Below are 21,014 nucleotides of genomic sequence, written 5' to 3'. Positions count from 1 at the left end.
TGACTGCACATGGCTAAATAATGGCGATTTTTAACTAAGTGTTCATACAAATACGAATCATTCTCTAGCTAGAAAATGGAGCTAGATTTTCTCCCATAGACGAAATTATCAACTAGCTAGGCAAGCAAAACCTCAAGTCAAAATCATAAAGACTGTACATGATAATACACAACGGCTCTTACATCTGGTTTCACGCAGGACAAACTGCAAGATGGGGAACTATAAATGCGATTAAAGCATTGCCATACCTAATGATTGCATACCAAATCGACGGACAGTGGTACAGTGACCCCGATTTTTTACCACCCAAAAATCTAGAAGTAAAACCAACAATCCGTATAAGTTCAGCAATTATTCACATACCAAAAACAACAGTTGAGCTACAACCAATTGTTCAATTATGTGCGGGATTTAGGAACAAAAAAATTCACAGTCTTTGGGTAGTTAATGCTCCAGAGCAGGTATTGAAACATATCTTAGAGTGCAAGCAATGGGACAGTATATCACCCAAGCAACTATTAGAAACTCTGTATGAATTAATTCTTTATGGCTACGAAGTCAAAATACTTCCCGCCAAAAAGGAAACCATATCCCCAATCGAATGGATGGAATAGTAATGACTAATAGCAACCAACAACTCACACTTTACTATCCTTGTGTAGTTCAAATTTTAGATCGGTTTGTACAAACAATATCAGTTGAGTTTTGGATACAGAATCCAATAAACGACAAATGGAATTTGGTAGTCTTGAAAGATGGTGATAGCAGCAGCATATCGGGTTATACATATGCGACAGCACCACGTAAAATGGCATACCTTAATGAAGAATATCTATCAATAGAAGCCTTTTTGCAAGCCAAAAAAGAAGAAGGTGTAGACTATCCCATTCGACATAAAAGAACTTATCTGACAGTTAAGGGTGCTGCATCTCACAAACTATTCTGGACATGGACAAATCCTCAGACCAATAAAATTGAACGCATCCATTGGCATCCTTTAGCTATGAAAGTAAAGGCAAGTGAAGATGACCGAACTGACTACTCAAATATAACTCCAGTCAAGATTGTAAATGGAAAATTAATTACACTTGAAAAGGAGAATTTACCATCAAATAGAGCAGCTTTTTCGGAGTTTCTTGCAGACAGGGAAGAAAACCTCCGCCTTGCACTCGAAGCCCTAAAATCACCCAATCCTGATGCTGCACTCGAACTGCTAGCCATCATGGAAGAAATATCCAAAGACTGCTTCTACGCCAGTTGGATTATGGGCAATGGATACAATTTAGAATCAATTCTTAAATCATGGGATGGCACTAGCAACGTCAGCTACGGCGGTGGGGAAATCACACAGCAACAGTTAGCACTAATGCGCGTTCTTTCTGAACTATCCCAAGGTTGGTGGTTTTGGGATGAAGATCAGGACACTGGGGTAATTTTCCAAAGTTAAACTTACAGGGGAATCGCCTGATTATTTGGGCTGGGAGTATTGCGATCGCAGTACATGATCGGGAATGCGCTTACGATTAACAGTAGCGCATTTTTTACACCCAGTATCCCGAAGGTTAATTTTGAGTATGGGAAAGATGGCGATGTTTGAGGAAAGCCGCTGAGACACTTACTTCGAGCTAAGAGTAAGCGTCTACGCCGGTGTAGCAACTGGTTAATTTCTATTTTCAGTCGTTTTATAGAATAACAATCTCATACCCACTACAGATGATTATTTAGTAGTGGGTTATACTTATAACTCCATATCGCAATTCCGAGTTGGAGAAAATTGATATTGCCTTTGTCTTGCGGCCGTTATTTCAAAAGAGGTATCAAATTCGGTAGCCTTTGTTCCAAGTTTTAATTCCTCGTATAAAGGCACACCATCGCCGTCATTATCACTAAAAAGAATCTTGGTCATGATATGAGCAGGGGCAACTTGCGCCAGGCGATTTACTACATTAGCAATAAACTCGTTAGATGCTTCGCAGCCATTAAGGTATCTAATCAAAGCATCAGCAGTAGCCTCAGTCATCTTGGATGGGTTTTTTACCCCCGCTTCCAGAATAAAGTCATCGTAAATAGCTTTCTCGCTATCAGTAAAATTTTCCTTGCAAGCTTGTTGGATAATTAATTCAGCCTGCTGTTGTTGATTTAAAATTGTCATAGTGGTTTTTAAATATTGTTAAAGGAGTAACAGATATGACACATTATGTTTGCGATTTGTATGGCAATACAAACTGGAAGATTCCAGTAGAAGAAGTCGCCGCTAGAACATTCAATACAGAACAAGAAGCACAACAATGGTTCCAAGAGAAGTGTTCTGATAACAGTATTGAATTTAGTGGCTTCCATGATACTGAACGCTATGTCACTAACTGGGTTTCCTGCAACGGTCAAGAAGTTGGTGAAATCACCAAACGCCCTACCTAATTCCAACAAATCCTATTAGAAATTCAGAAAATTGTTTGTACCAGACAATTTTCTTCATCAAATTTAACGCCATATTAAATGACGCTCATAGACGGACAGTTAATACGAGAACACGTAAAGCAAGAATGTCAAAAATACAAATCCATATTTCAAGCATCTCAAAAAGAAGTAGCAATCATCAGATTTGAGTCTTCAGAAAATGCCAGCAATGAATTAAGAGCTAGATATGAAGCAGCCAGAATCTCAGCAGAACAAAAAGTAGCTATTTTCAACGCTATTGGCATTACTCCCAATTATATTGTGCTATCACCCAATATCGCAGTAGAGCAATTTGATGGCATTGTTCAATCCATTAACGAAAACACCCAAGTCACTGCTGCTATTGTTCAATATCCAATTCCAGCTAAGTTTACAAGCTCAATTGGGCTATTAGAGCCACAAAAAGATATAGATATCGTCCGCAGACAAAGCAACAATTTATTTGAAAGTTGTGCTACTGCTGAAGGAATCGCCAGAATTGTTGAATCCTACGCACAAAGAGATTCCAATGTTGCAGTTGTCGGCGGAGGTGGCTTTGTGGGCAATGGTGTTATCAAATATTTAGAAGCAAGTAGAATCAGCTGTTTCTGTTTGGAAGACGGCGATGACCTGACTAGAACTCAAGAAGCTGACATTGTAGTATCAGTCACCGGAAGACGAGGAATTTTCACGGACTATGTACTCCCCTCTCATCGCTTGGTTGTCGATGGTGGCTTTACACCTACTGCTTCTGGTGCTGCTGGCGATGTAGACCGCAGTGCTTACAGAATCCCCCAGAACATTACGCCCGTCCCTGGAGGTGTTGGCCCAATAGAAATGGCAATTTTAGCAGAACGTTTGGTAAAAATGGATTTGGGCATAGAACTTGGGAAATGGGACTATCAGCAATTACAGCAAGAACAGATGCAACGCGCTACTATAATTGCCCCCATAGCTAGAGTGTTCTTCGCACAGCAAGCAAGTGCCTATCCTCAATCCATTCGCACAGAAAAAGAAAACCTATTTGTCTTGGAAGGTAGTAACTACCAGATCAGCTTCAATAGCACCACGCAAAGTTTAACTGTTGCCAGAACCAATGAAAAGCTAACGCTAATTCGACTAACTCTTGCAAGTAATCAAATTGAAACCGCCAGGGGTATAACAAACGAGGATATAGCAAGATGGCAGCAAATTCAAACTGCGATCGATTCAACAATAACGCAATCAACTGATAGAGGTATAGAGCTTTGAGACTATCAATTATCACTGCAACCTACAATAGACCTATGCAGCTTGCATCTACTGCACTGCCAAGCATTCAAAGTCAAACTGACCGCAATTTCGAGTGGATTGTCATCAATGATGGCGCTAATCCTGATACCAAAGATATCATCAACAGCATTATGGCAAAAGCTGATTTTCCCATCAGTTACATTGAAATGGAACACCCTGAACCGAGCACTGGCTTTGGCTTGTGCTACGCTCGTAACCTGGGACTAGATGCAGCTGGTGGTGACATTGTTTCATACCTGGACGATGACAACAGCATAGCTCCTGAATTTGTTGCCTCAATGCGGCAGTACTTTGAACAACATCCCAATGTCCGATACAGCATGGCAAGACAGCAGCGCCGCCGCGATGTCATCCGCAATGGTAGTGTTATTCGCCAAGGAAAACCGTTTGTTTCGCCTAGCAATTGCTGCTCCTTACAGCAGCTTCTATGGCAACAAGAGATATTCGACAGCAATGGTTTCGTCCACTACCGAAGCAATGCTCCTAGATGGAATCCCCAGTTTAAAGTATTCGCAGACTATGAGTATTTGCTGCAATGTGCTTGCATCTGGGGTGAAGGTGGCTTTGGTCTCAATAACAGCATTCTTGTTAACTATATTCAGTCTTCTATTGGTATTATTGGTAGTTCCAACTATGAGCAATGGGCAACTGAGCTATCGCTGATTGTCAGTAACCAAGCAAACTATTTCATCCTTCAGGACAATGCTGTTGAACCCTTAGAGCAGCTTGTAAACACTTATATTACTAAAGGAAAAATCTCATTAACGCCAAAAGCTTTTGCCTTTCTTTAAATCTAAAGAAGCTTGTCAACAGCGCTGAATCTAGCCTGAAGTAGAGAGTCAGGAGGCAATACGGTTCAGTTAAGGCTAAAACTCTTTGTCAAAGTCAACTTTTTTAACGTAGACGCGGAGCGGCTTGCCGCAGGCTACCGCAGAGGCGCAGAGGAAACAGAGAGAAGAGAAAAAATGCTTAACCCAAGCGTATTGGGGTTGATTGGGTAAGTTGAGCTACTAAAATGGCTTGGCTGAAAAATCCTAGACAATTGAAGAAGCAGCATCACCCCTCATACCCTACTAAATACTCCTGAACTAAAGAAAATAAAGCGATTGCCATCTGTTCAAATTTATCGCCGTCTGGATAGGGGCAAGGTACAGCCAAGTTTTTGTCATTTTGCCAGTGCTTATTGTATGGTTCTGGGTCTAATGGTGCGTAGATGAAAGTTAGCACCTGATTGCGCCACCAGCCACTTAACTGAATTAGTCTCTTTCCTGGCAACAAGTAAAAGTTAAAACTAGGATAGTAATTATTTTTGTGGAGAGGATCATAATCAATCAAACTATTTTGAAAGTAAGCTTCAAAATAAATAGCGTCTGATGAGCGATTGTAGACTCTTCCCTCCTCCTGGATAGGAGATACTTTAAAACGTAGCCAAGGGAAATGCGCTTGAGCTATTTTTATTGCCGCGAGTTCAAATTCGATGGGAATAATAACGTTATTCATTTTCTCCTTTTTGCTTTAATAACAATTTAGAAATTTTCGATTTATTCCTAACGTTTATTTTAGGGTAATATAGTCTAAAAATAAGATAACTTTGCTAAATTTTAACTGATTTTTAAGTATCCTAATAATTGAAAACATCTAATTAAATATGCCTAAAATTCAGGAGAAAGATTGTTGGTTATTTCTAGACTGCAAAGTGATGACGGGTGAACTACCAGAGAACTGCTCTAATCACGAAGTATGTAAAGCGTTAGGTTTGCCACCTCAAAATAGAATGTGTGGCATTCCTTATCAAATGTGGCTTCTTAAAATAGATCAGTTATTTAAAGTATCTACACTGGAAGTGCTTAAATCGTTAGACAGTGAAGCAAAAGAAGCAGGTTACAGTGCAGCAACTAATATTTGTTACAGTTATAAAGACTATTGTTTAACTGTTGGTAGAGATGAGTTTGGTTTTAGCCTTGATATTCCAGCCGAAGCAAGAGCTTTAGGCTTTGCTGAAGCCGAAAAAATGCCATATCAATATCGACGTGGTAAATTAGAAGTGATTAACCAAGGATGCCATTATCCGAAAAAATTTCAAGATGCAGGATGGTACAATCCTATACAATTGCCTTATTGCTATAAAACTTGTGATCAAGTGACAACGTTATTTGTGAATTTTGATATTATACATCCAGAGTATAATGAATTGAAAGCATCAGGTTGGCATCCACCTGTTTCATTAAATGTGAAAAAGTATTATGAACTGTATGGGCATGAATATTGGTATTAATTAATATTCAAAAATTTTTTGTTTCCTGTGAATACTCTAAAATGAGTGAGAGTCCAATTGGTTCTAATGCCGCAGCATAAAAGGACTTGCTTCGCTCAAAATCACTCACAACGATACCAGTGTGATCAATCACAATTGATCTCCGCTTTTTAGTTGAATTGAGACTAGATTAGTACAGTTGACCTAATCATTCAAGCCTTAATTGAGGCCATGGAGAATAGAAAAAACGTAAAAATTCTATAGCTTTAAGCTTCAAAACACAACAATTCCAAGCGGGACAGAATTTCTTCAGTTAGCGATAGCGCTCACCAAGATACTGCTTACTCGCCCAGGATAGGTCAATTCCATTCAAATCATCAAAAACTTCAACAGTCCTTGTTGTTAGTCTATTCTTAATTTTTTCGGTCTCTATATGCTTAATCACTAGTTATTGAACAAGTCTAAATCGGTCACAGCACCAATACTGCTAGAAGATACCAAAAAGGCATATTTCGCCAACACGCCTTTAGTGTAACGTGGTGCAGGAGGTTGCCAATTAGCACGACGACGAGCTAATTCTGACTCAGATATGTTCAACTGCAAGAGGCGTGCAGGTGCATCAATCGTAATACTATCGCCTTCTTCTACAAGAGCGATCGCCCCACCAACTGCTGCTTCTGGTGCAACATGACCAACCACCATACCGTAAGTACCACCAGAAAAGCGCCCGTCGGTAATTAATCCCACCGCATCACCCAAACCAGCCCCGATAATTGCCGAAGTGGGAGCCAACATTTCTCGCATTCCAGGGCCACCCTTGGGCCCTTCGTAGCGGATAACCAAAATATCACCTGCTTGAATTTTACCCGCCAAAATTGCATCTAAAGAGGCTTCTTCTGATTCAAATACCCGTGCAGGCCCAGTAATTACTGGTTTTTTCACGCCAGTAATTTTAGCGACTGCCCCTTCCGTTGCCAAATTACCTCTAAGGATGGCTAAATGTCCTTGAGCATACATCGGGTTATTCCAAGTCCGAATCACATCTTGATTGGCAGATGGTTCTTCGGGGATGTCTGCTAATATCTCTGCAATGGTTTGACCGCTAATGGTCAGGCTATCACCATGTAACAAGTCATGCACAAGTAGCATCTTCATTACTTGTGGAATGCCACCAGCTTTGTGCAAATCTGTAGCTACATATTTACCACTAGGTTTTAAATCACACAAAACCGGAACACGGGCGCGGATTGTTTCAAAATCGTCTAGCGTTAAGTCTACATTAGCAGCGCGGGCGATCGCTAAGAAATGCAACACCGCATTCGTCGAACCACCCACCGCCATAATCACAGAGATAGCATTCTCTATGGATTTGCGGGTGATAATTTGGCGGGGTAAGATTTGTTTGCGAATAGCTTCGACTAACACAAACGCTGATTTTTCCGTACTATCAGCTTTTTCGGCATCTTCCGCCGCCATTGTCGAAGAATACGGCAAACTCATCCCCAGTGCTTCAAATGCTGAAGACATGGTGTTAGCTGTGAACATTCCTCCACAGGAACCAGCGCCAGGACAAGCGCGACTTTCAACTTCTAATAATTCCTTGTCGTCAATTCTTCCAGCACTGTATTGACCAACTGCTTCAAAAGAACTGACAACTGTTAAATCGCGTCCGTTATAGTGACCGGGTTTAATTGTGCCACCGTAAACGAATATTGCAGGGATATTCATCCGGGCGATCGCCAGCATTGCCCCTGGCATATTTTTATCACAACCACCAATGGCTAGCACACCATCCATACTTTGTCCAGTACAGGCGGTTTCAATGGAATCAGCGATGACTTCCCGCGATACTAGGGAATATTTCATCCCTTCAGTTCCCATCGAAATCCCGTCGCTGATGGTTATTGTGCCAAACATTTGTGGCATTGCCCCGGCGGTTTTAACAGCAACCTCTGCTATGAGTGCCAGTTGATTTATCCCCATATTGCAGGGGGTGATGGTGCTGTAACCGTTGGCTATACCGACAATGGCTTTGTTGAAATCTTCATCTTTAAAACCAACTGCACGCAGCATAGCTCGATTTGGCGATCGCTGTACTCCTTGCGTTACAACTTGGCTTCTCAAATTCTCCGACATAGTTACATCATCCTCTGACTTGCATGTATGAGTATGATATGTAGCAATTTTTAATATGTCCAATATATATTTATAGATATTTGAGACTTATAAAATATCAAAACTATGGAACTGCGACACCTGCGCTACTTCATTGCAGTAGCTGAAGAACTACACTTTAGTAAAGCCGCAGAGCGACTTCACATCGCTCAACCGCCCTTAAGCCAGCAAATTCAGCAGCTAGAAGCATCCCTTGGGGTAGAACTTTTTCAACGCAAAACTAAACGACAGGTGCAGCTAACGGAAGCCGGACAAGTATTTTTGCAAGAAGCTTATCAATTGTTTGCTCAACTGTCCAAGGCAATTGATCTGACTCAACGGACAGGTAGGGGTGAGAAAGGACAACTACGAGTAGGTTTCACCAGCTTGGTAACTTACGATTTGCTGCCTGTGATTTTGCGGCGGTTTCGAGAACAGTTTCTAGAGGTGGAGTTAGTGTTGCAGGAATTAACGACAACTCAGCAAGAACAAGCGCTATTCAATCGCCACATCCATGTAGGCTTTGCTCATCCACCTTTAGAAGACAACACTTTCAATCAAGAATGCATTCAGCAAGAAGGACTAATTGTAGCTTTGCTAGAAACTCATTTCTTAGCCAAACAAGAAAATATTTCAGTGCGCGAGCTAAAAGACGAAAATTTTATTATGTTCCCCCGCCATTTGGGCCCCGGACTTTACGATCAAATCGTGAGTCTTTGCCAGCAAGGAAATTTTAGCCCAAAAGTGACTCAAGAAGCAATCCAAATGCAAACAATTATTGGGCTGGTGTCAGCGGGAATGGGGATTGCGATCGTACCGTCTTCTTTGCAAAATCTTCAAAGGGCTGGTGTCGTTTATCGCGTTTTAGAAGAGAAAACACCATTAGTAGAAACGGCTGTAGTGTGGCGACAAGAGGATATGACACCTGTTTTACGGGAGTTTCTACAAATTGTCAGAAGTATCTGTGGTTAATTAGTCAGTTATGGCAATAACAAAAACCACTACTTTTGACTAACGCCTACTTGCTAAAACAGCAAGTAGGTAACTTTTTATGACCCAGCTTGAATGGTTACAAGCAAATAAACAGGTTTATTCTAAAGAACATGGTGTTATCCATATCGCCGCCATCATCGAGAAAAATCTTTACTTCAAAAAGGGAAGTGTAAATCAAATTATTTTTGACTGGGAGCAGGAGGTAAATAGCGGTAATTTATTACCTCTTAATCAAGCACCAACAGGTAAAAGTATTCTGTACCAAGAAATAGCAGCTATTCTTGATGGCTCAGGAAAACTACAAAGTTGTGATATAATTCCGGCTCAAGAAGCTAAACTTTGTCCCATACCAGATGATATTCACCCTGTAGTTAAACTTGCTTTAAGTAAGTCAGGAATTACGCAACTATACTCTCATCAAGTCGAGGCATGGGAAGCTTACAAAAAAGAGGAAGATATTATTCTTCAAACTCCAACCAGCAGTGGTAAAAGTATCTCCTTTTTAATTCCAATCGTTCACGAGTGCCTAAAAGGTAAATCAGCTTTAGTATTTTTTAACTTGAAAGCACTTGCATTTGATCAGGTAGAGAAAATTCGCTCGTTTGTTAGCCACCTAGATGAAGAAATTCGCCCCCAAGTTCTCAATATCAATGGTGATATTCCTCCCCAAGAGCGCAAACAACTTTACAGCCATCAACCCTCGATTTTATGCGTTACACCCGATGTATGGAACCACGAACTGAACAACTATCAGTTTGACTCAAACTGGGGATTTAGGGAAACAATCAGAAAACTTTCAATCATAGTCTGTGATGAAGCGCATTTCTATCAAGGCATCTTTGGCTCACACTTTGCCCTACTTAATCGGCGAACTCAATTAATGATAGAATCTGCTGGCAATAATATTTCTAAATTGCAGTACATATTCGCTTCTGCAACAATTAGTAACAGCAGCGAAATTGCCCAGAAGATATCCAATCGAGTAGAACAAAGCAACCTTGCTATTATCGACCAAAGTGGAGCAAAACGCTCGGAGATTACTTTCCTTAGCCTCAAAGCACGAAACAATACTCTTTACCAAACTGCCCAAGTTGCAGCCATGCTTGTAAGTAAAGGAATAGTCGGGATTTGTTTCTGCGATAGTAGAGAACTGGTAAAGGTTTTAACTAATGCCATTCGTAAAGCTTTAGTAGAGATGCAACTGCCCCACATGGGAGAAACCATCTCAGCATTTTATGGCAGCATGAAGGCAAATCAGCGGAACAAAATTATTGCAGATATACAAAGCGGGAAGGTCAAGTTCATTATATCCACGAGTGCTTTAGAAGCGGGTCTGGATATCGGGTCTATTGATGCAACTATCGTACATAGTTACCCAGGCTCAATTCTTGCCTTTCGCCAAAGGGCGGGGCGTGCAGGCAGACAGGAAGCAGGGCTATTGGTATTTATCCCGTCGAAAAGGTCGATTATGGACTCTTACTACGCCAATCACCCGAAACGCCTCTTATCTGACCCTCCAGAAATTATCAACTTTAACCACAATTATGAAACAATTTTGGAGCAGCACATTCTCGCCTGTTGCAAAGAAAGTAAACCAACACAAGCTCAAATTGCCCGACATTTTAGTATTTCTGGCGATGCAATCGCCCGACAGCTAATCGGTAATAATCAACTAATTTTCAGTTATAACCAAAAACTGACAACTAATCGAAACCTCGGTTATGTCCACTCAAAAATTAAATTCAGAGGCAACACTGACCAAAACATCAGTTATATCAATCAAGATAGTGCAGAAGAGTTTGAGGAAAGTTCGGCATCATCTGCACTACGAGAAGTTTACCCTGGTGCCATATATCTTGCTCAAGACTTTGACGGCAACCCCGTACAGTATAAATCACAAGAGCTAAATTTAACCGAAGGGAAAGCAATTCTCAAGCCAATTGAGGCAACCAACCTATTTAGTCGTCCCGAAGGAAGCCTAAATTTCGAGGAAATCAAAATTGTAGGGGAAGCCAAAATTATCAATCTTTCCCAAGGGGCAGCTAGATTTACACCTGTTTCAGCCAAAATCAAAGAAGAAATTTACGGGTACAACTTGTACAGGCTGGAACAAAAATGGACTTGCACTAATAACAGATGTCGCAACTTCAATTTAAATTTACCCGGACACATACAAACTTGTCCTGCTTGCAATACCCAACTTATTGAACGAGAATTTGTCGAACTATTGGAGGAAAATAAATACAAGGAAGCATTTGCTCTTAATTACAATACATTCTGCGTTAGGGTTGAAATTAACGCTGATGCAAGAAAATATTTTTCAGCCGTCGTCAAAAATCTCCGAAAAGAGATACTCAACAAACAGAAATATATTTCCAATGAAGAGAAACAAATATTTGAAAGCAATGAAACTCAGATTTGCGTTCATACTCTCGCGCACCAACTCATGCTCAGTTTACCACTTGTCGAACATGGAGCAAACAGTCGAGATATCGATTTCATGTTAATCGAAGTACCATCAAATCATAACATAGTAGGCTATTTCTTCGATACATGCGAACACGGTACAGGTATGTGCGATACTCTCATCAAGTATTTAGAAACCGCTTTTATTAAGGCAAAGTTTCTAGTAGATAATTGCCCTTGCAAATACGGCTGCTCATCTTGTACAACAATTCAACGCTGCCCTGATGATAACAAAGCACTGTTTAAATCAGTTGGGCTATCTCTACTGGAGGAAATAATCAATCTTACAAAAACAAGAACCATTAATCAATAATTAAGATAATTCTACCCAAGATGGGTAGGATTATTTTTTCAGTAATTAAACCACATACATCGCTTACGCACAAGATTTATGAAAATTTGTGAGAATAAGCAATGTACATCGAACTATTAGCGGATTCAAGTCAAAACCCTAAACGGTTTCAAATTCTCCATGCACCAACAGATATCCTCCTAGAAACAGATTTTAAGTTAGGAGATTTTGTTGAGTCTAATAGCATCGACTTTATTATCAATCATGCTGTCAATCTAGGATATGAAGTAAAAATATCCCATCCAAAAGAGCAAGACAATGAAAAATATACTCTTCCTCAAATCAGTGACGAGCTTGCTGATTTGATGATTAATTATCCATCAGACTTAAAATTACGAACTAATGGGATGGTTTTTGAACAAAGGGCATATTTAATGTCTAAAGTTTACGATGAAGTATGCCAAAATCTAGAATCAAAAGCTCTCTTAAAAGAAGCAGAGTATTGGCTAATAAATTACGCACGAGAGGTAATTGCCAAACAATGCCATTACTTACCAGATATCCTGATTAAATTAGATAACCCGGTTGTTAGAGCAATGGCAATAGATACACTCATGCTCTGGCAGCCAGATTGGAAAAACGCTATCTCCCAATATGTAGGAAGCAGATTTGAAGCTGGTAACAATGAGTTTGAGGTTATCAGCTACTATCACAATCAAGAAAAGAAGGGTAGGGAAGGGATAATGGTACTATGCAAGGTAACAAAAACCATGAATAATTATCTTGAATTTCCTACGTTTCCCTTCAATACAAACTGTACTCTTGGAACTTATCAAGTCGAAAATGCACTTAACCAAAGGTTGGCTTAAAACATAATCACCATCTGAAATATTAATCTCATAAAAAATCAATTACTACCAGTAACTTACTGGTAGTACTAAAAAAGCAATTTATATACTAATGCTACGCATATCCCTTTAATCATATTTAACAATTAAAGTCAATGCAAGCAAAAATTAAAAACTGGTTTTCAAATTTTGAGTTGCTAGCAGAACCTATCACAGCCGATGGTATCAAATACTGGTCAGTTGAGAATTTTTTCCAAGCCCAAAAGACAACCAACCCAGAAGAACAAAAATATATTGCATCCCTCAATCCAGCTCAAGCAAAACTTGCTGGCAAAAAGATATCTCTGCGTTGCGGCTGGGAAAATATCAAAATTGCCGTCATGCTCAAAGGACTAGTCATAAAATTTCATCCTTCTGGCACATGGTATAAGGAACTAATGCTAACATACGGTGAATCACTTGTTGAGTGGAATTCCTGGGGAGATTTATTCTGGGGTGCTCCGGCTGTCGTTACCAAAGATGGTAAAGCTATTCCCACAGGAGACACTGGAGAAAACTATTTAGGCAAGCTATTAATGTTCGTTCGTAACCACTACAAAATGGCTGAAACATTAGTCTCACCAATCAACGAGCTAGTCAGCCCAGAATTCCTTACTAATCTTCAGAAGTGGCTGCTATCATCCCATCACTTTCCTGCTAACTATAAAGCAAAAAATTACCTGGATAAATACAAAAACCGAGTTATCAATAACCAAACTCTTCCGTCACAACGTATCCAAATTTATATATTCGGTGACAGAGATACATCCATTACTAAACTTCCAACAGATGCGATCGCACGCCTTAACACTATTATTAATCTGGGGGCAGAAATCCACATCAGCGATGCCAGAGGTATAGACAGATTAGTGCAAGAATATCTCAAACAACAGTGCTATGAGCGCGTAACAGTTTGGCACATAAACACGGCAAAAATTCAGAATAATTTGGGGTTTAGAACCAAATCGTTTAAAGGCTCTTACATTGACATGGATAAAGAACTTTGCGATATGTGCCATTACGGACTGGCAATTGGGGGTAATTTCTACGTCAAGAGAAATATAAAACAAATGATGGGTAGAGTTCGCATCATTCAAGTAGAACCAGAGCCAACAGAAATGAAAACCACTACATAAACTAACGCAATAAGGATGCAGGAGTCATTTAATAAAAAGCTTTATGAACTCATGCACGCCCAAATCCGTCATTTGGTATCTTCGCTTGACAACTTACCCGAAGAATGGCGAATCGTCCCCACCTTTGGTAAACGTCCTCTAGGGAAAGAATGGGAAAAAAATACTTACTCTCCCAGAGAACTACAAGCCGAACTCGTCCGCCGCCGCCTAAAAGTTTGCACAAATAACAGATTGATCACCCCCACTGGTGTAGCTTTGGTATGCGGTTCCAATCATCCTCAAGGGTACTTAGTAGCTATTGACTGCGACGGGGAAACCTCCTGGCGACAAATTATCCAAATTAACGAACATACAGAACCAGAAGAACTCAACCAGATAATACCCGCCGAAGCAACCGATACTCCTACGGAGTCGTTACACGATCGCGCTCAAAAATACCTTCCTCCCACAATTGCATTTACCTCTGGAAGGAAATATCGGAGCCAGCGCTTATACCTCATCCCAAATTCAAAAGCTTGGGAAGTAAAATCTCGCAAAATCAAAACTGGGAAGGATGAACATCTGGAATTTCGAGGCAAAAATCTAGCCTCAATCCTTCCCCCTTCCTTTCATCCAGAGGGCAGAAATTACAGATGGCTTCCTGGCTGTAGTCCATCTGAGCGCCAAATAGAAATAGCTCCCGACTGGGTAATTGCTCAGATGCTTGCCAAACAGGAGAAAGCAAGAAAGTTTAACCTACCCCAAGAAAAATATAACCGCAGATATGGGGTAGACAGATACGCTCATTTAATTCCCTCAATCGAGACAAATATCCAGACTGCACTTGTACTACTTGAAGTCATACACCCTCGATTTGCAGATGATTACCACTCGTGGATTCAAGTCGGGATGGCACTTCATAGTGTCAGTCCCATTTTATTTAAAGCATGGGACACTTGGAGCCAACTTTCTCCTAAGTACAAATCAGGCGAATGCGCCTACAAATGGCAGTCTTTTAACAAGACAGGTATCACTATCCGCACCTTATTTAGATTAGCCAATCTCTCTTAATCATGAGCAGTCAAATATTACCTGACGAGAATGTAACTAACCTTGAAGACAGTTACAGCAGTAGAGATTTTAATCCTGATATTCAGGAGAATAGCGATTTAGAAGAAACATTAGATGAATTAGTAAACACTGAAGTCATAAACCCAGATTCATCTACCGAGATAGATTTAGGTAATTATGACACAAAAACCACCTTAATAACCATTCAACTAATACCAAATTCTGAAACAGTAATTGTCTCAATTGGAATCAAAGGCGCACCTCCAATTATCAAAATAATTAACCTTACTGAGATAACATCTCATCCTATCATAAATAACCTGCTACAGGATTTAGAAAAATCTCTCCCAGAGATGTTAGATATCTGCAAGCAAAGGATGGAAAAGCAGACTATACATCAGAATAGACAGGAACAATCAAGACAAGTACAAAAGCGCAATCTGTCTGAAGATAAAGATAAAACACCCGCGCCTAACAACCAACTGTCACTATTTTAATTACCATGAAGTACATTGCGATTATCGAAGGACAAGAAATTTCTCTTGATGAGGCGATCGCCCAAGATGACAATACCCTCAAAACAGCTATTAGCGTCTACTTTCCAGAATATGCTAATGCCGAAATTGAACGACAAACAACTGATGATACGGTTTCAATTCGTTTGGTAAAAAAAGCAGGTACTAAGGGAAGTCAATTCAGAGAATTGAAAAATAGTTCTGAAGAAATAAATCCTGCACTAAAGTTAGGGTGGCAGATAAAGCTTCTGGAGATAAAAAATCAAATTAGTCTCGAAAATTTAATTACCCTACAACCTGAGATAGAAAAAGCTATCAAGCTCGGTCAAAATTGGGAAACCTACATCGAAAAAGTAACTCGAAGCCTTGAGCATCAACCTGCTACCACGAGTAAATATCCCGTACTGTAATAACAAATTTATAGCCGCTATGAGTTATGGCGGCTGATTAATTATGCTTGCAAACATACAATCATTCAAAATACCCATTACTTGTTTAACAGCAATTATCTACCTAGAAAATCTCTCCGAACGAGTAAATCTTTTAAGTCTGTATCAAAAAATATTCCCTGTACAATGGCTAGAATCAACCATTCATATTGATAAACAATCACATCCAGCAAGCGCCTATATGGATAGAGAAATTGAATTTATTCAACTGGTGAATGATCATCTATTCCCAATAGAATATATCGACGAGATTGAGTTTAGTTCTGAACATAATAGTATTCCTGTGTCACCACAAAAAATTGAGTGGTGGTATGAAGATTTCGAGGAACTAGAATACTCAGAGAAGTTCCTCCTATCGTTGACGGGGCAAGGGTACAATATAAGCCAATGGGAACTAAATTTTGGTTTTACTCCTGATTACATTGCTCTAGCAGAAGAAATTTACTTCGAGACACTTGTCAAGCTATGCCGTCGTTATAAAAGTCCTCTTCAATATTTAGATACAGCCATACGAATTATAGATCACTCGACTGAAAATATCTGGCTAGATATTACGTGTGAAACAAGCGATTGGCTGGAATGGACTTATGAGAATATCATGTTTCTCGGTCAAAAGTGGAAAGAAGCCGTCTCGATGATGGAAAAATCAAATAAGCTTACCCACTTGCTAGAAACATCTCTTCCTGCTCGGAAAGCAGCAGTCAAAATTTGGAATAGAGCATCAAAATCATGAATTTAGATACAAGCATATTACCAATAATTAACTTAGAAAGTATATCGCAAATCCTGCTTGCAAATATTCCCCAAGATGAGTTACTGGCGCAGTTAGTTATCCTCAAAGGACAGTTTATTTTAGTCGAACACGAAGGCAAAAAATCTAAGTACAAATTTCTTTCCCCTGAAGCAGTAGAGAAAGCCTTCACAAGTAAAACTGCTACATCTGGATGGCTTTCTAGCAACACGATTTGGTGGGGTAAAAATCCAGAGGGAGAGGCAATTATTCAGTTTTACTCTCCCCAAAAATATCAAATTCAAATTATGGGACAGGAAACTAAAGTAATTACTGTCCCCATGCCTGCATTTTTGTTGGCTGGATGCGGTAGTAGATATTACCTGTGGGCAGTTAAAGGGAGGGTATTTAAACCAGACGCGCAACTGTACAAGCCACCTCTACCTAACGTCTGGGACGACTCTGGTATTTGTTTTGGGGGAAATTCTCCCGGTATGTGCAGTGCTGCAACTATAAGCCAAACTTGGGATCTGTTCTGGAAATCACCCTTTAATAAGGACTTGTCCCAAGGCAAGTCAAAAACTCATCCCGAAAATATCTGCAACCAGCTAATCAAATTGCACGAGTCTAAACCCAAATCCTACCCTTCAAGTGACCTTGTTTCCGTTCATAGCTGGAAAGTCACAACCCCAGAAGACATTATCAATCATTTGTTCAGTTAGCCATGAATGCCTTTATCGGTTATCACTTCGCTATAAGTAATAATTTTCCTCCCTACAGCCAAAAACTTCAAGAATACTGGCTTGCAGCAAATGGGCTTTTCTTGCGATCGCACCGCCGCGAGTTAGAGGTTTGCTTACAACTAACTCAAACTCAAGTTGCTGGACTCCAACCTCTTGAACCCTACTTTCGCCTGAAAGTCCCAAAAGTCCCAAGCCTTGTAATCGCTGATATTATCAATGCTGCCAGTATCAACCCCCAACAGGAAATCCTATTCTACTTGGGAGTGACAAACAACCAATGGTGGTGTCACACGCCACTGCAAACTGCGTCTTCTACTCACGTCCTATCTTTAGAAAGCGCACTCGATAAAAGCTATACAGATGGGCTATTGGAAATACACAGTCATGGAACTCTAGCTGCTTACCCTTCAAGTGCGGACAATCTAGAAGAAAAAGGTAAATTTCGAGTGTTCGCGATCATCGGCACACTGAATATCATTCCCACAATCTATACCCGCATCGGGATATACAATCACTTTTTCGACATCAATCCTAATCAAATATTTGAACTTCCGCCACAAGTAAAATGCTCGAATTAACTGCTTACCAACAAGCTTTACCAGTCTTACCTCGCAATCATACTCGTATCAACTTTGTTTTAGTAGGAGTAGGAGGAACAGGCGGGTTTCTTGCAGAAGATTTATGTCGAATTATTCTGCAACTCCAGCACACTAGAAAAGAAATTAACTTTGCGATCGTCGATGGTGATACTGTCGAACTCAAGAATATCAGCCGCCAAAATTATCAACAAGCTGAAATTGGGCTACCAAAGGTACAAACACTGGCTGCAAGATGCAGCGCCAAGTATGGAATAGAGATTACAGCCATTTGCGACTGGTTTGAAGAAGATATGATTCGCACCACCAATTCATGGAACACCCTAACAGTAATTATTGGTTGTGTGGATAACAGCGCCGCCAGGAGCAAAATTCACTCAGTTCTCAAACTGAACAGTGCAAATGAGCCAGCATCGCTATTTTGGCTGGATTGTGGAAACAGCAACCACTCCGGCCAAATAATAGTTGGAACGCACTCTAATTTTGATATAGTTCAAGCTGCCAATAACTCAGACAAACCTAAATTCTGGTTGCATCTTCCCTCCCCGGCGCTAGTTCACCCGGAATTGTTAGTTCCTCAACTGGAAGAACTCATAGCCAATAACCTCTCATGTGCGGAAATTCAAGCACGGAATTATCAATCGCTATTTGTCAATAAAATGACGAGTGCGATCGCAGCCCAGTACTTACTAGAATTAACCCTTACGGGAGGGTTGAAAAAGTTTGCCAGTTATTTTGACCTCAAAGCAATGTCAACCCGAAGTTTATACGCAAGCATCGACAATCTGAAAAAATACTATATGCCGTAGACAAATCACCACAACTAGCTCACGCACATTTATCCCAAAAAACAAATTTGGGATAGATTTTTATGAATCGATTCAATTACAAAACACTTGAGCTAGCCGAACATCATCCAGAGTGTTTATCGACGAAAAATTATTCTAATCTCACTGTAAAAAGTGAATCCGAAGTTGCTGGAGGTCAGTTTCATCTTGTCATGCAACAAATTGGGTTAGGGCTACCAGTCGAACCTTTCTTAAAGGAATACCCCCAAATTAATAACTGGGTTGATAAGGTAAAACCTTTTCTAAACATTCCTGGAAACAAACAATGGAGCGCCCAACTTCAATATTTATATCACGATATTCTTCTCTATAGTGAGTGCGACCTCATTATCTATGGTGAAAATCAAGTAGTTGGGTTTGACTGGACAATTCAAAAACCTCCTAAATTTGAAATTCTTGAGAGCAAATGGCAAACCCAATTGAGATTATTTCTCCTTCATGAAAGAACTGGAATGCCATTAGAACAAATTAGCCTAGTTTACTTATTCATAAATACTGACAGCATCTACCAGTTTACTTACTCTGAAAAGAAACATTTAGCTTTCAAAAAACGGCTAGAAGAAACAATCGCTCCTTTTATAGGAGATAACAATGAAAAGAAACATTTAGCCGATAAAATAACTCCTCAAGAAGCACATGATAAATGGCTGGCAAGAGAAATATCAACTACGGAATATTTAGCAGCAATTCCTGAAGTGGAATTATGAATCCAACAGAATTAAATATCACTAAAATCGAACTCACTTCTAACGGTGGTTGGACGCTCAATATTCTCTCACGTCGGGTAGCAACTATTACTGATCCCTTGGGAAACCGGAAAACCAGCTATTTCGGGTTTGATACCAAAGAACAAGCCGAAAAGTTTAGAGATTGGCTTCTACGAAAAAACAAATGTAGTAGTGCAGTTATCCGTCACTCAGAACGATTAGCTACTGAATGGGAGGTAAAAACTTGGAATGTGCCAACCTCCCTAATTCTTAAATGCGCCGTTAAAGATTTAAAGGAATCTAGCAATGCAACTATCTCTACTGAATCTGTCCTACAACGAGGATAACTCATCACTAGATATTTTCAATATTCCTAACTTAGAAAAAGCAGAAGCTCTCCGCAAGCTAGCCGCTTCCATGCAGCCAACTATTGACCAAAAGAAAAATCCTGCTATTGGGAGTCAAAGGGCAACAAAGCGCCGTAAAACCATCGCTCAAGGGATAATCCAAGAAGGAATTGAACTTGAGATTATTCAGTCTTGGCTATTTGCGATCGCACAAATGTGGGAAACAGGAAATATCCCACCAATACTACGCGGTATATTTCGTAAATCACAGGTGGAAGTCCTATTTAGGATTTCTCAAAGTGGAGAAATTAGCCAGAAAGTCCAAGAAATACTAGAAGGCGAATATTACCAAGACTGGGTAAAATCTCTCAGTCGTGCCGGGTTAAATACATCAGGCGAAATCATATCAGCAATAACAGAAATTCAACAGGTAGTAAAACCTGAAGCAATTGATACTACCAAGCAACAACTTAATAAGCTTGAGTTAGAAATCATTGGCATGAAATCTGGAGATTTCTTTCCTACTCCCAAAGTAGTCTGTCAACGGCTTGTTCAACTGGCAGATATTGAACCAAATTGGCGAATTTTAGAGCCGAGCGCTGGTAGCGGAAATATTGCTGAGTATATCACTCAAACTTACCCAAATGTTCAAGTAGAGGTAGTTGAGGTGAATTACAACCTACGACAAATTTTAGAACTCAAAGGATTTAATCTCGTAGGGAAAAACTTTCTGGAGTTTAACCCCAGTCATTTATACAATGCCTGTATCATGAATCCTCCATTTTGCGAACTTGTCGAGCATATCTATCAAGCTTGGAAGTTAATTATATCAGGTGGTATATTAGTTTCAGTCGTCCCTGAATCGGTTTTCTTCAACCGGAAGTATCAAAGCTTCAAAGAGTGGCTACAGAGCAATAAGAGCTATGTCGAGTTGGTAGATAAAGATGCCTTTTTAAGTTCAAATAACCCTACAAATGTAGCTACTAGAATCGTCAAAATAATTAAATCATAGTGTACTACAAACGTATGGCGTACTGCCAAATTGATGAAACTAGGTATGTCACGTACATTTTCCCTAAATTCGGAAAGTATGCGAGATACAAAATCCTTACACAGCA

23 protein-coding genes are annotated in these 21,014 nt (G+C 40.0%); 20 read left to right on the top strand and 3 right to left on the bottom strand.

Features of this window, described 5'->3' with window-relative positions:
• Positions 1–158 precede the first annotated feature (158 nt).
• Entirely contained in the window at positions 159–614 is a 456-nt protein-coding gene (locus A4S05_RS24135; protein WP_069072318.1) for a hypothetical protein, read from the top strand.
• A 2-nt stretch (positions 615–616) separates the two neighbouring features.
• Positions 617–1,447 (top strand): hypothetical protein, encoded by an 831-nt coding sequence (locus tag A4S05_RS24130; protein ID WP_256091123.1) that lies wholly within the window; start codon positions 617–619, stop codon positions 1,445–1,447.
• 291 nt (positions 1,448–1,738) lie between these two features.
• On the opposite strand, the gene A4S05_RS41945 is transcribed toward A4S05_RS24130, so the two are convergent.
• A complete protein-coding gene (locus tag A4S05_RS41945; protein WP_176727084.1) occupies positions 1,739–2,152 on the bottom strand; it encodes a hypothetical protein in 414 nt (137 codons plus the stop codon).
• A 35-nt stretch (positions 2,153–2,187) separates the two neighbouring features.
• On the opposite strand from A4S05_RS41945, the gene A4S05_RS24120 reads away from it, so the two are divergent.
• The 3 genes from A4S05_RS24120 (at position 2,188) to A4S05_RS24110 (ending at position 4,520) form a co-directional block, all read left to right on the top strand.
• Complete coding sequence (locus A4S05_RS24120; protein ID WP_069072316.1) at positions 2,188–2,418, top strand: hypothetical protein; 231 nt, start codon at positions 2,188–2,190, stop codon at positions 2,416–2,418.
• A gap of 78 nt (positions 2,419–2,496) precedes the next feature.
• The gene (locus A4S05_RS24115) at positions 2,497–3,687 is read left to right on the top strand and encodes a bifunctional 5,10-methylenetetrahydrofolate dehydrogenase/5,10-methenyltetrahydrofolate cyclohydrolase (protein ID WP_069072315.1); all 1,191 of its coding nucleotides are present in this window, start codon (positions 2,497–2,499) and stop codon (positions 3,685–3,687) included.
• Positions 3,684–4,520, top strand: a complete 837-nt coding sequence (locus A4S05_RS24110; RefSeq protein WP_084227240.1) for a glycosyltransferase family 2 protein — start codon at positions 3,684–3,686, stop codon at positions 4,518–4,520. The genes A4S05_RS24115 and A4S05_RS24110 overlap by 4 nt, the downstream gene beginning before the upstream one ends.
• Positions 4,521–4,785: 265 nt before the next feature.
• Here the strand turns inward: A4S05_RS24110 and A4S05_RS24105 are convergent, their stop codons facing one another.
• Positions 4,786–5,229 carry a hypothetical protein gene (locus tag A4S05_RS24105; RefSeq protein WP_069072313.1) on the bottom strand — a complete coding sequence of 148 codons (444 nt, stop codon included), beginning with the start codon at positions 5,227–5,229 and terminating at the stop codon, positions 4,786–4,788.
• Positions 5,230–5,377: 148 nt separating this feature from the next.
• Between A4S05_RS24105 and A4S05_RS24100 the strand changes: the two genes are divergently transcribed.
• Entirely contained in the window at positions 5,378–6,004 is a 627-nt protein-coding gene (locus A4S05_RS24100) for a hypothetical protein (RefSeq protein WP_069072312.1), read from the top strand.
• A gap of 423 nt (positions 6,005–6,427) precedes the next feature.
• Here A4S05_RS24100 and ilvD read toward each other — a convergent pair whose 3' ends face one another.
• A complete protein-coding gene (gene ilvD, locus A4S05_RS24095) occupies positions 6,428–8,119 on the bottom strand; it encodes a dihydroxy-acid dehydratase (RefSeq protein ID WP_069072311.1) in 1,692 nt (563 codons plus the stop codon).
• A gap of 105 nt (positions 8,120–8,224) precedes the next feature.
• On the opposite strand from ilvD, the gene A4S05_RS24090 reads away from it, so the two are divergent.
• From A4S05_RS24090 to A4S05_RS24025, 14 genes are all read left to right on the top strand, one after another.
• A complete protein-coding gene (locus A4S05_RS24090) occupies positions 8,225–9,109 on the top strand; it encodes a LysR family transcriptional regulator (RefSeq protein ID WP_069072310.1) in 885 nt (294 codons plus the stop codon).
• A 79-nt stretch (positions 9,110–9,188) separates the two neighbouring features.
• Positions 9,189–11,909, top strand: coding sequence for a DEAD/DEAH box helicase (locus A4S05_RS24085; RefSeq protein ID WP_069072309.1), 2,721 nt, complete (start codon positions 9,189–9,191; stop codon positions 11,907–11,909).
• A gap of 101 nt (positions 11,910–12,010) precedes the next feature.
• A complete protein-coding gene (locus A4S05_RS24080; protein WP_069072308.1) occupies positions 12,011–12,757 on the top strand; it encodes a hypothetical protein in 747 nt (248 codons plus the stop codon).
• 134 nt (positions 12,758–12,891) lie between these two features.
• Positions 12,892–13,911, top strand: a complete 1,020-nt coding sequence (locus A4S05_RS24075; RefSeq protein ID WP_069072307.1) for an NADAR family protein — start codon at positions 12,892–12,894, stop codon at positions 13,909–13,911.
• A gap of 51 nt (positions 13,912–13,962) precedes the next feature.
• Positions 13,963–14,961 carry a bifunctional DNA primase/polymerase gene (locus A4S05_RS24070; RefSeq protein ID WP_069072453.1) on the top strand — a complete coding sequence of 333 codons (999 nt, stop codon included), beginning with the start codon at positions 13,963–13,965 and terminating at the stop codon, positions 14,959–14,961.
• A gap of 2 nt (positions 14,962–14,963) precedes the next feature.
• A complete protein-coding gene (locus A4S05_RS24065; RefSeq protein ID WP_069072306.1) occupies positions 14,964–15,458 on the top strand; it encodes a hypothetical protein in 495 nt (164 codons plus the stop codon).
• 5 nt (positions 15,459–15,463) lie between these two features.
• On the top strand, positions 15,464–15,886 hold the full coding sequence (locus A4S05_RS24060) for a hypothetical protein (RefSeq protein WP_069072305.1): 423 nt from the start codon (positions 15,464–15,466) through the stop codon (positions 15,884–15,886).
• Between the two features lie 43 nt (positions 15,887–15,929).
• The gene (locus tag A4S05_RS24055; RefSeq protein ID WP_069072304.1) at positions 15,930–16,658 is read left to right on the top strand and encodes a hypothetical protein; all 729 of its coding nucleotides are present in this window, start codon (positions 15,930–15,932) and stop codon (positions 16,656–16,658) included.
• Entirely contained in the window at positions 16,655–17,377 is a 723-nt protein-coding gene (locus tag A4S05_RS24050; protein ID WP_069072303.1) for a prokaryotic E2 ligase family D protein, read from the top strand. The genes A4S05_RS24055 and A4S05_RS24050 overlap by 4 nt, the downstream gene beginning before the upstream one ends.
• Before the next feature lie 2 nt (positions 17,378–17,379).
• A complete protein-coding gene (locus tag A4S05_RS24045; RefSeq protein WP_069072302.1) occupies positions 17,380–17,976 on the top strand; it encodes a Mov34/MPN/PAD-1 family protein in 597 nt (198 codons plus the stop codon).
• Positions 17,964–18,803, top strand: a complete 840-nt coding sequence (locus A4S05_RS24040; protein WP_069072301.1) for a ThiF family adenylyltransferase — start codon at positions 17,964–17,966, stop codon at positions 18,801–18,803. The genes A4S05_RS24045 and A4S05_RS24040 overlap by 13 nt, the downstream gene beginning before the upstream one ends.
• Before the next feature lie 62 nt (positions 18,804–18,865).
• Positions 18,866–19,549 carry a hypothetical protein gene (locus tag A4S05_RS24035; RefSeq protein ID WP_069072300.1) on the top strand — a complete coding sequence of 228 codons (684 nt, stop codon included), beginning with the start codon at positions 18,866–18,868 and terminating at the stop codon, positions 19,547–19,549.
• Positions 19,546–19,896: a hypothetical protein gene (locus A4S05_RS24030; protein ID WP_069072299.1), complete on the top strand. Its 351-nt coding sequence runs from the start codon at positions 19,546–19,548 to the stop codon at positions 19,894–19,896. Before A4S05_RS24035 ends, A4S05_RS24030 begins: the two co-directional genes overlap by 4 nt.
• Positions 19,856–20,908: a DNA methyltransferase family protein gene (locus A4S05_RS24025; protein WP_256091122.1), complete on the top strand. Its 1,053-nt coding sequence runs from the start codon at positions 19,856–19,858 to the stop codon at positions 20,906–20,908. Before A4S05_RS24030 ends, A4S05_RS24025 begins: the two co-directional genes overlap by 41 nt.
• Positions 20,909–21,014: the final 106 nt, after the last annotated feature.

This window comes from Nostoc sp. KVJ20 (assembly GCF_001712795.1).
Taxonomy (GTDB): Bacteria; Cyanobacteriota; Cyanobacteriia; order Cyanobacteriales; family Nostocaceae; genus Nostoc.
Note: the sequence above shows the minus strand (reverse complement) of the source record. Positions and strands in the feature narration are given on the sequence as shown.

Excerpts from the sequence above, each read along its gene's own strand:
- A4S05_RS24075 (WP_069072307.1), top strand. The coding sequence starts at position 12,892 with ATGCAAGCAAAAATTAAAAACTGGTTTTCAAATTTTGAGTTGCTAGCA.
- A4S05_RS24060 (WP_069072305.1), top strand. The coding sequence starts at position 15,464 with ATGAAGTACATTGCGATTATCGAAGGACAAGAAATTTCTCTTGATGAG.
- A4S05_RS24080 (WP_069072308.1), top strand. The coding sequence starts at position 12,011 with ATGTACATCGAACTATTAGCGGATTCAAGTCAAAACCCTAAACGGTTT.
- A4S05_RS24085 (WP_069072309.1), top strand. The coding sequence starts at position 9,189 with ATGACCCAGCTTGAATGGTTACAAGCAAATAAACAGGTTTATTCTAAA.
- A4S05_RS24120 (WP_069072316.1), top strand. The coding sequence starts at position 2,188 with ATGACACATTATGTTTGCGATTTGTATGGCAATACAAACTGGAAGATT.
- A4S05_RS24040 (WP_069072301.1), top strand. The coding sequence starts at position 17,964 with ATGCTCGAATTAACTGCTTACCAACAAGCTTTACCAGTCTTACCTCGC.
- ilvD (WP_069072311.1), bottom strand. The coding sequence starts at position 8,119 with ATGTCGGAGAATTTGAGAAGCCAAGTTGTAACGCAAGGAGTACAGCGA.
- A4S05_RS24055 (WP_069072304.1), top strand. The coding sequence starts at position 15,930 with ATGCTTGCAAACATACAATCATTCAAAATACCCATTACTTGTTTAACA.
- A4S05_RS24045 (WP_069072302.1), top strand. The coding sequence starts at position 17,380 with ATGAATGCCTTTATCGGTTATCACTTCGCTATAAGTAATAATTTTCCT.
- A4S05_RS24035 (WP_069072300.1), top strand. The coding sequence starts at position 18,866 with ATGAATCGATTCAATTACAAAACACTTGAGCTAGCCGAACATCATCCA.
- A4S05_RS24070 (WP_069072453.1), top strand. The coding sequence starts at position 13,963 with ATGCACGCCCAAATCCGTCATTTGGTATCTTCGCTTGACAACTTACCC.
- A4S05_RS24105 (WP_069072313.1), bottom strand. The coding sequence starts at position 5,229 with ATGAATAACGTTATTATTCCCATCGAATTTGAACTCGCGGCAATAAAA.
- A4S05_RS24115 (WP_069072315.1), top strand. The coding sequence starts at position 2,497 with ATGACGCTCATAGACGGACAGTTAATACGAGAACACGTAAAGCAAGAA.
- A4S05_RS24100 (WP_069072312.1), top strand. The coding sequence starts at position 5,378 with ATGCCTAAAATTCAGGAGAAAGATTGTTGGTTATTTCTAGACTGCAAA.
- A4S05_RS41945 (WP_176727084.1), bottom strand. The coding sequence starts at position 2,152 with ATGACAATTTTAAATCAACAACAGCAGGCTGAATTAATTATCCAACAA.
- A4S05_RS24050 (WP_069072303.1), top strand. The coding sequence starts at position 16,655 with ATGAATTTAGATACAAGCATATTACCAATAATTAACTTAGAAAGTATA.
- A4S05_RS24030 (WP_069072299.1), top strand. The coding sequence starts at position 19,546 with ATGAATCCAACAGAATTAAATATCACTAAAATCGAACTCACTTCTAAC.
- A4S05_RS24130 (WP_256091123.1), top strand. The coding sequence starts at position 617 with ATGACTAATAGCAACCAACAACTCACACTTTACTATCCTTGTGTAGTT.
- A4S05_RS24135 (WP_069072318.1), top strand. The coding sequence starts at position 159 with ATGATAATACACAACGGCTCTTACATCTGGTTTCACGCAGGACAAACT.
- A4S05_RS24025 (WP_256091122.1), top strand. The coding sequence starts at position 19,856 with ATGCAACTATCTCTACTGAATCTGTCCTACAACGAGGATAACTCATCA.
- A4S05_RS24065 (WP_069072306.1), top strand. The coding sequence starts at position 14,964 with ATGAGCAGTCAAATATTACCTGACGAGAATGTAACTAACCTTGAAGAC.
- A4S05_RS24090 (WP_069072310.1), top strand. The coding sequence starts at position 8,225 with ATGGAACTGCGACACCTGCGCTACTTCATTGCAGTAGCTGAAGAACTA.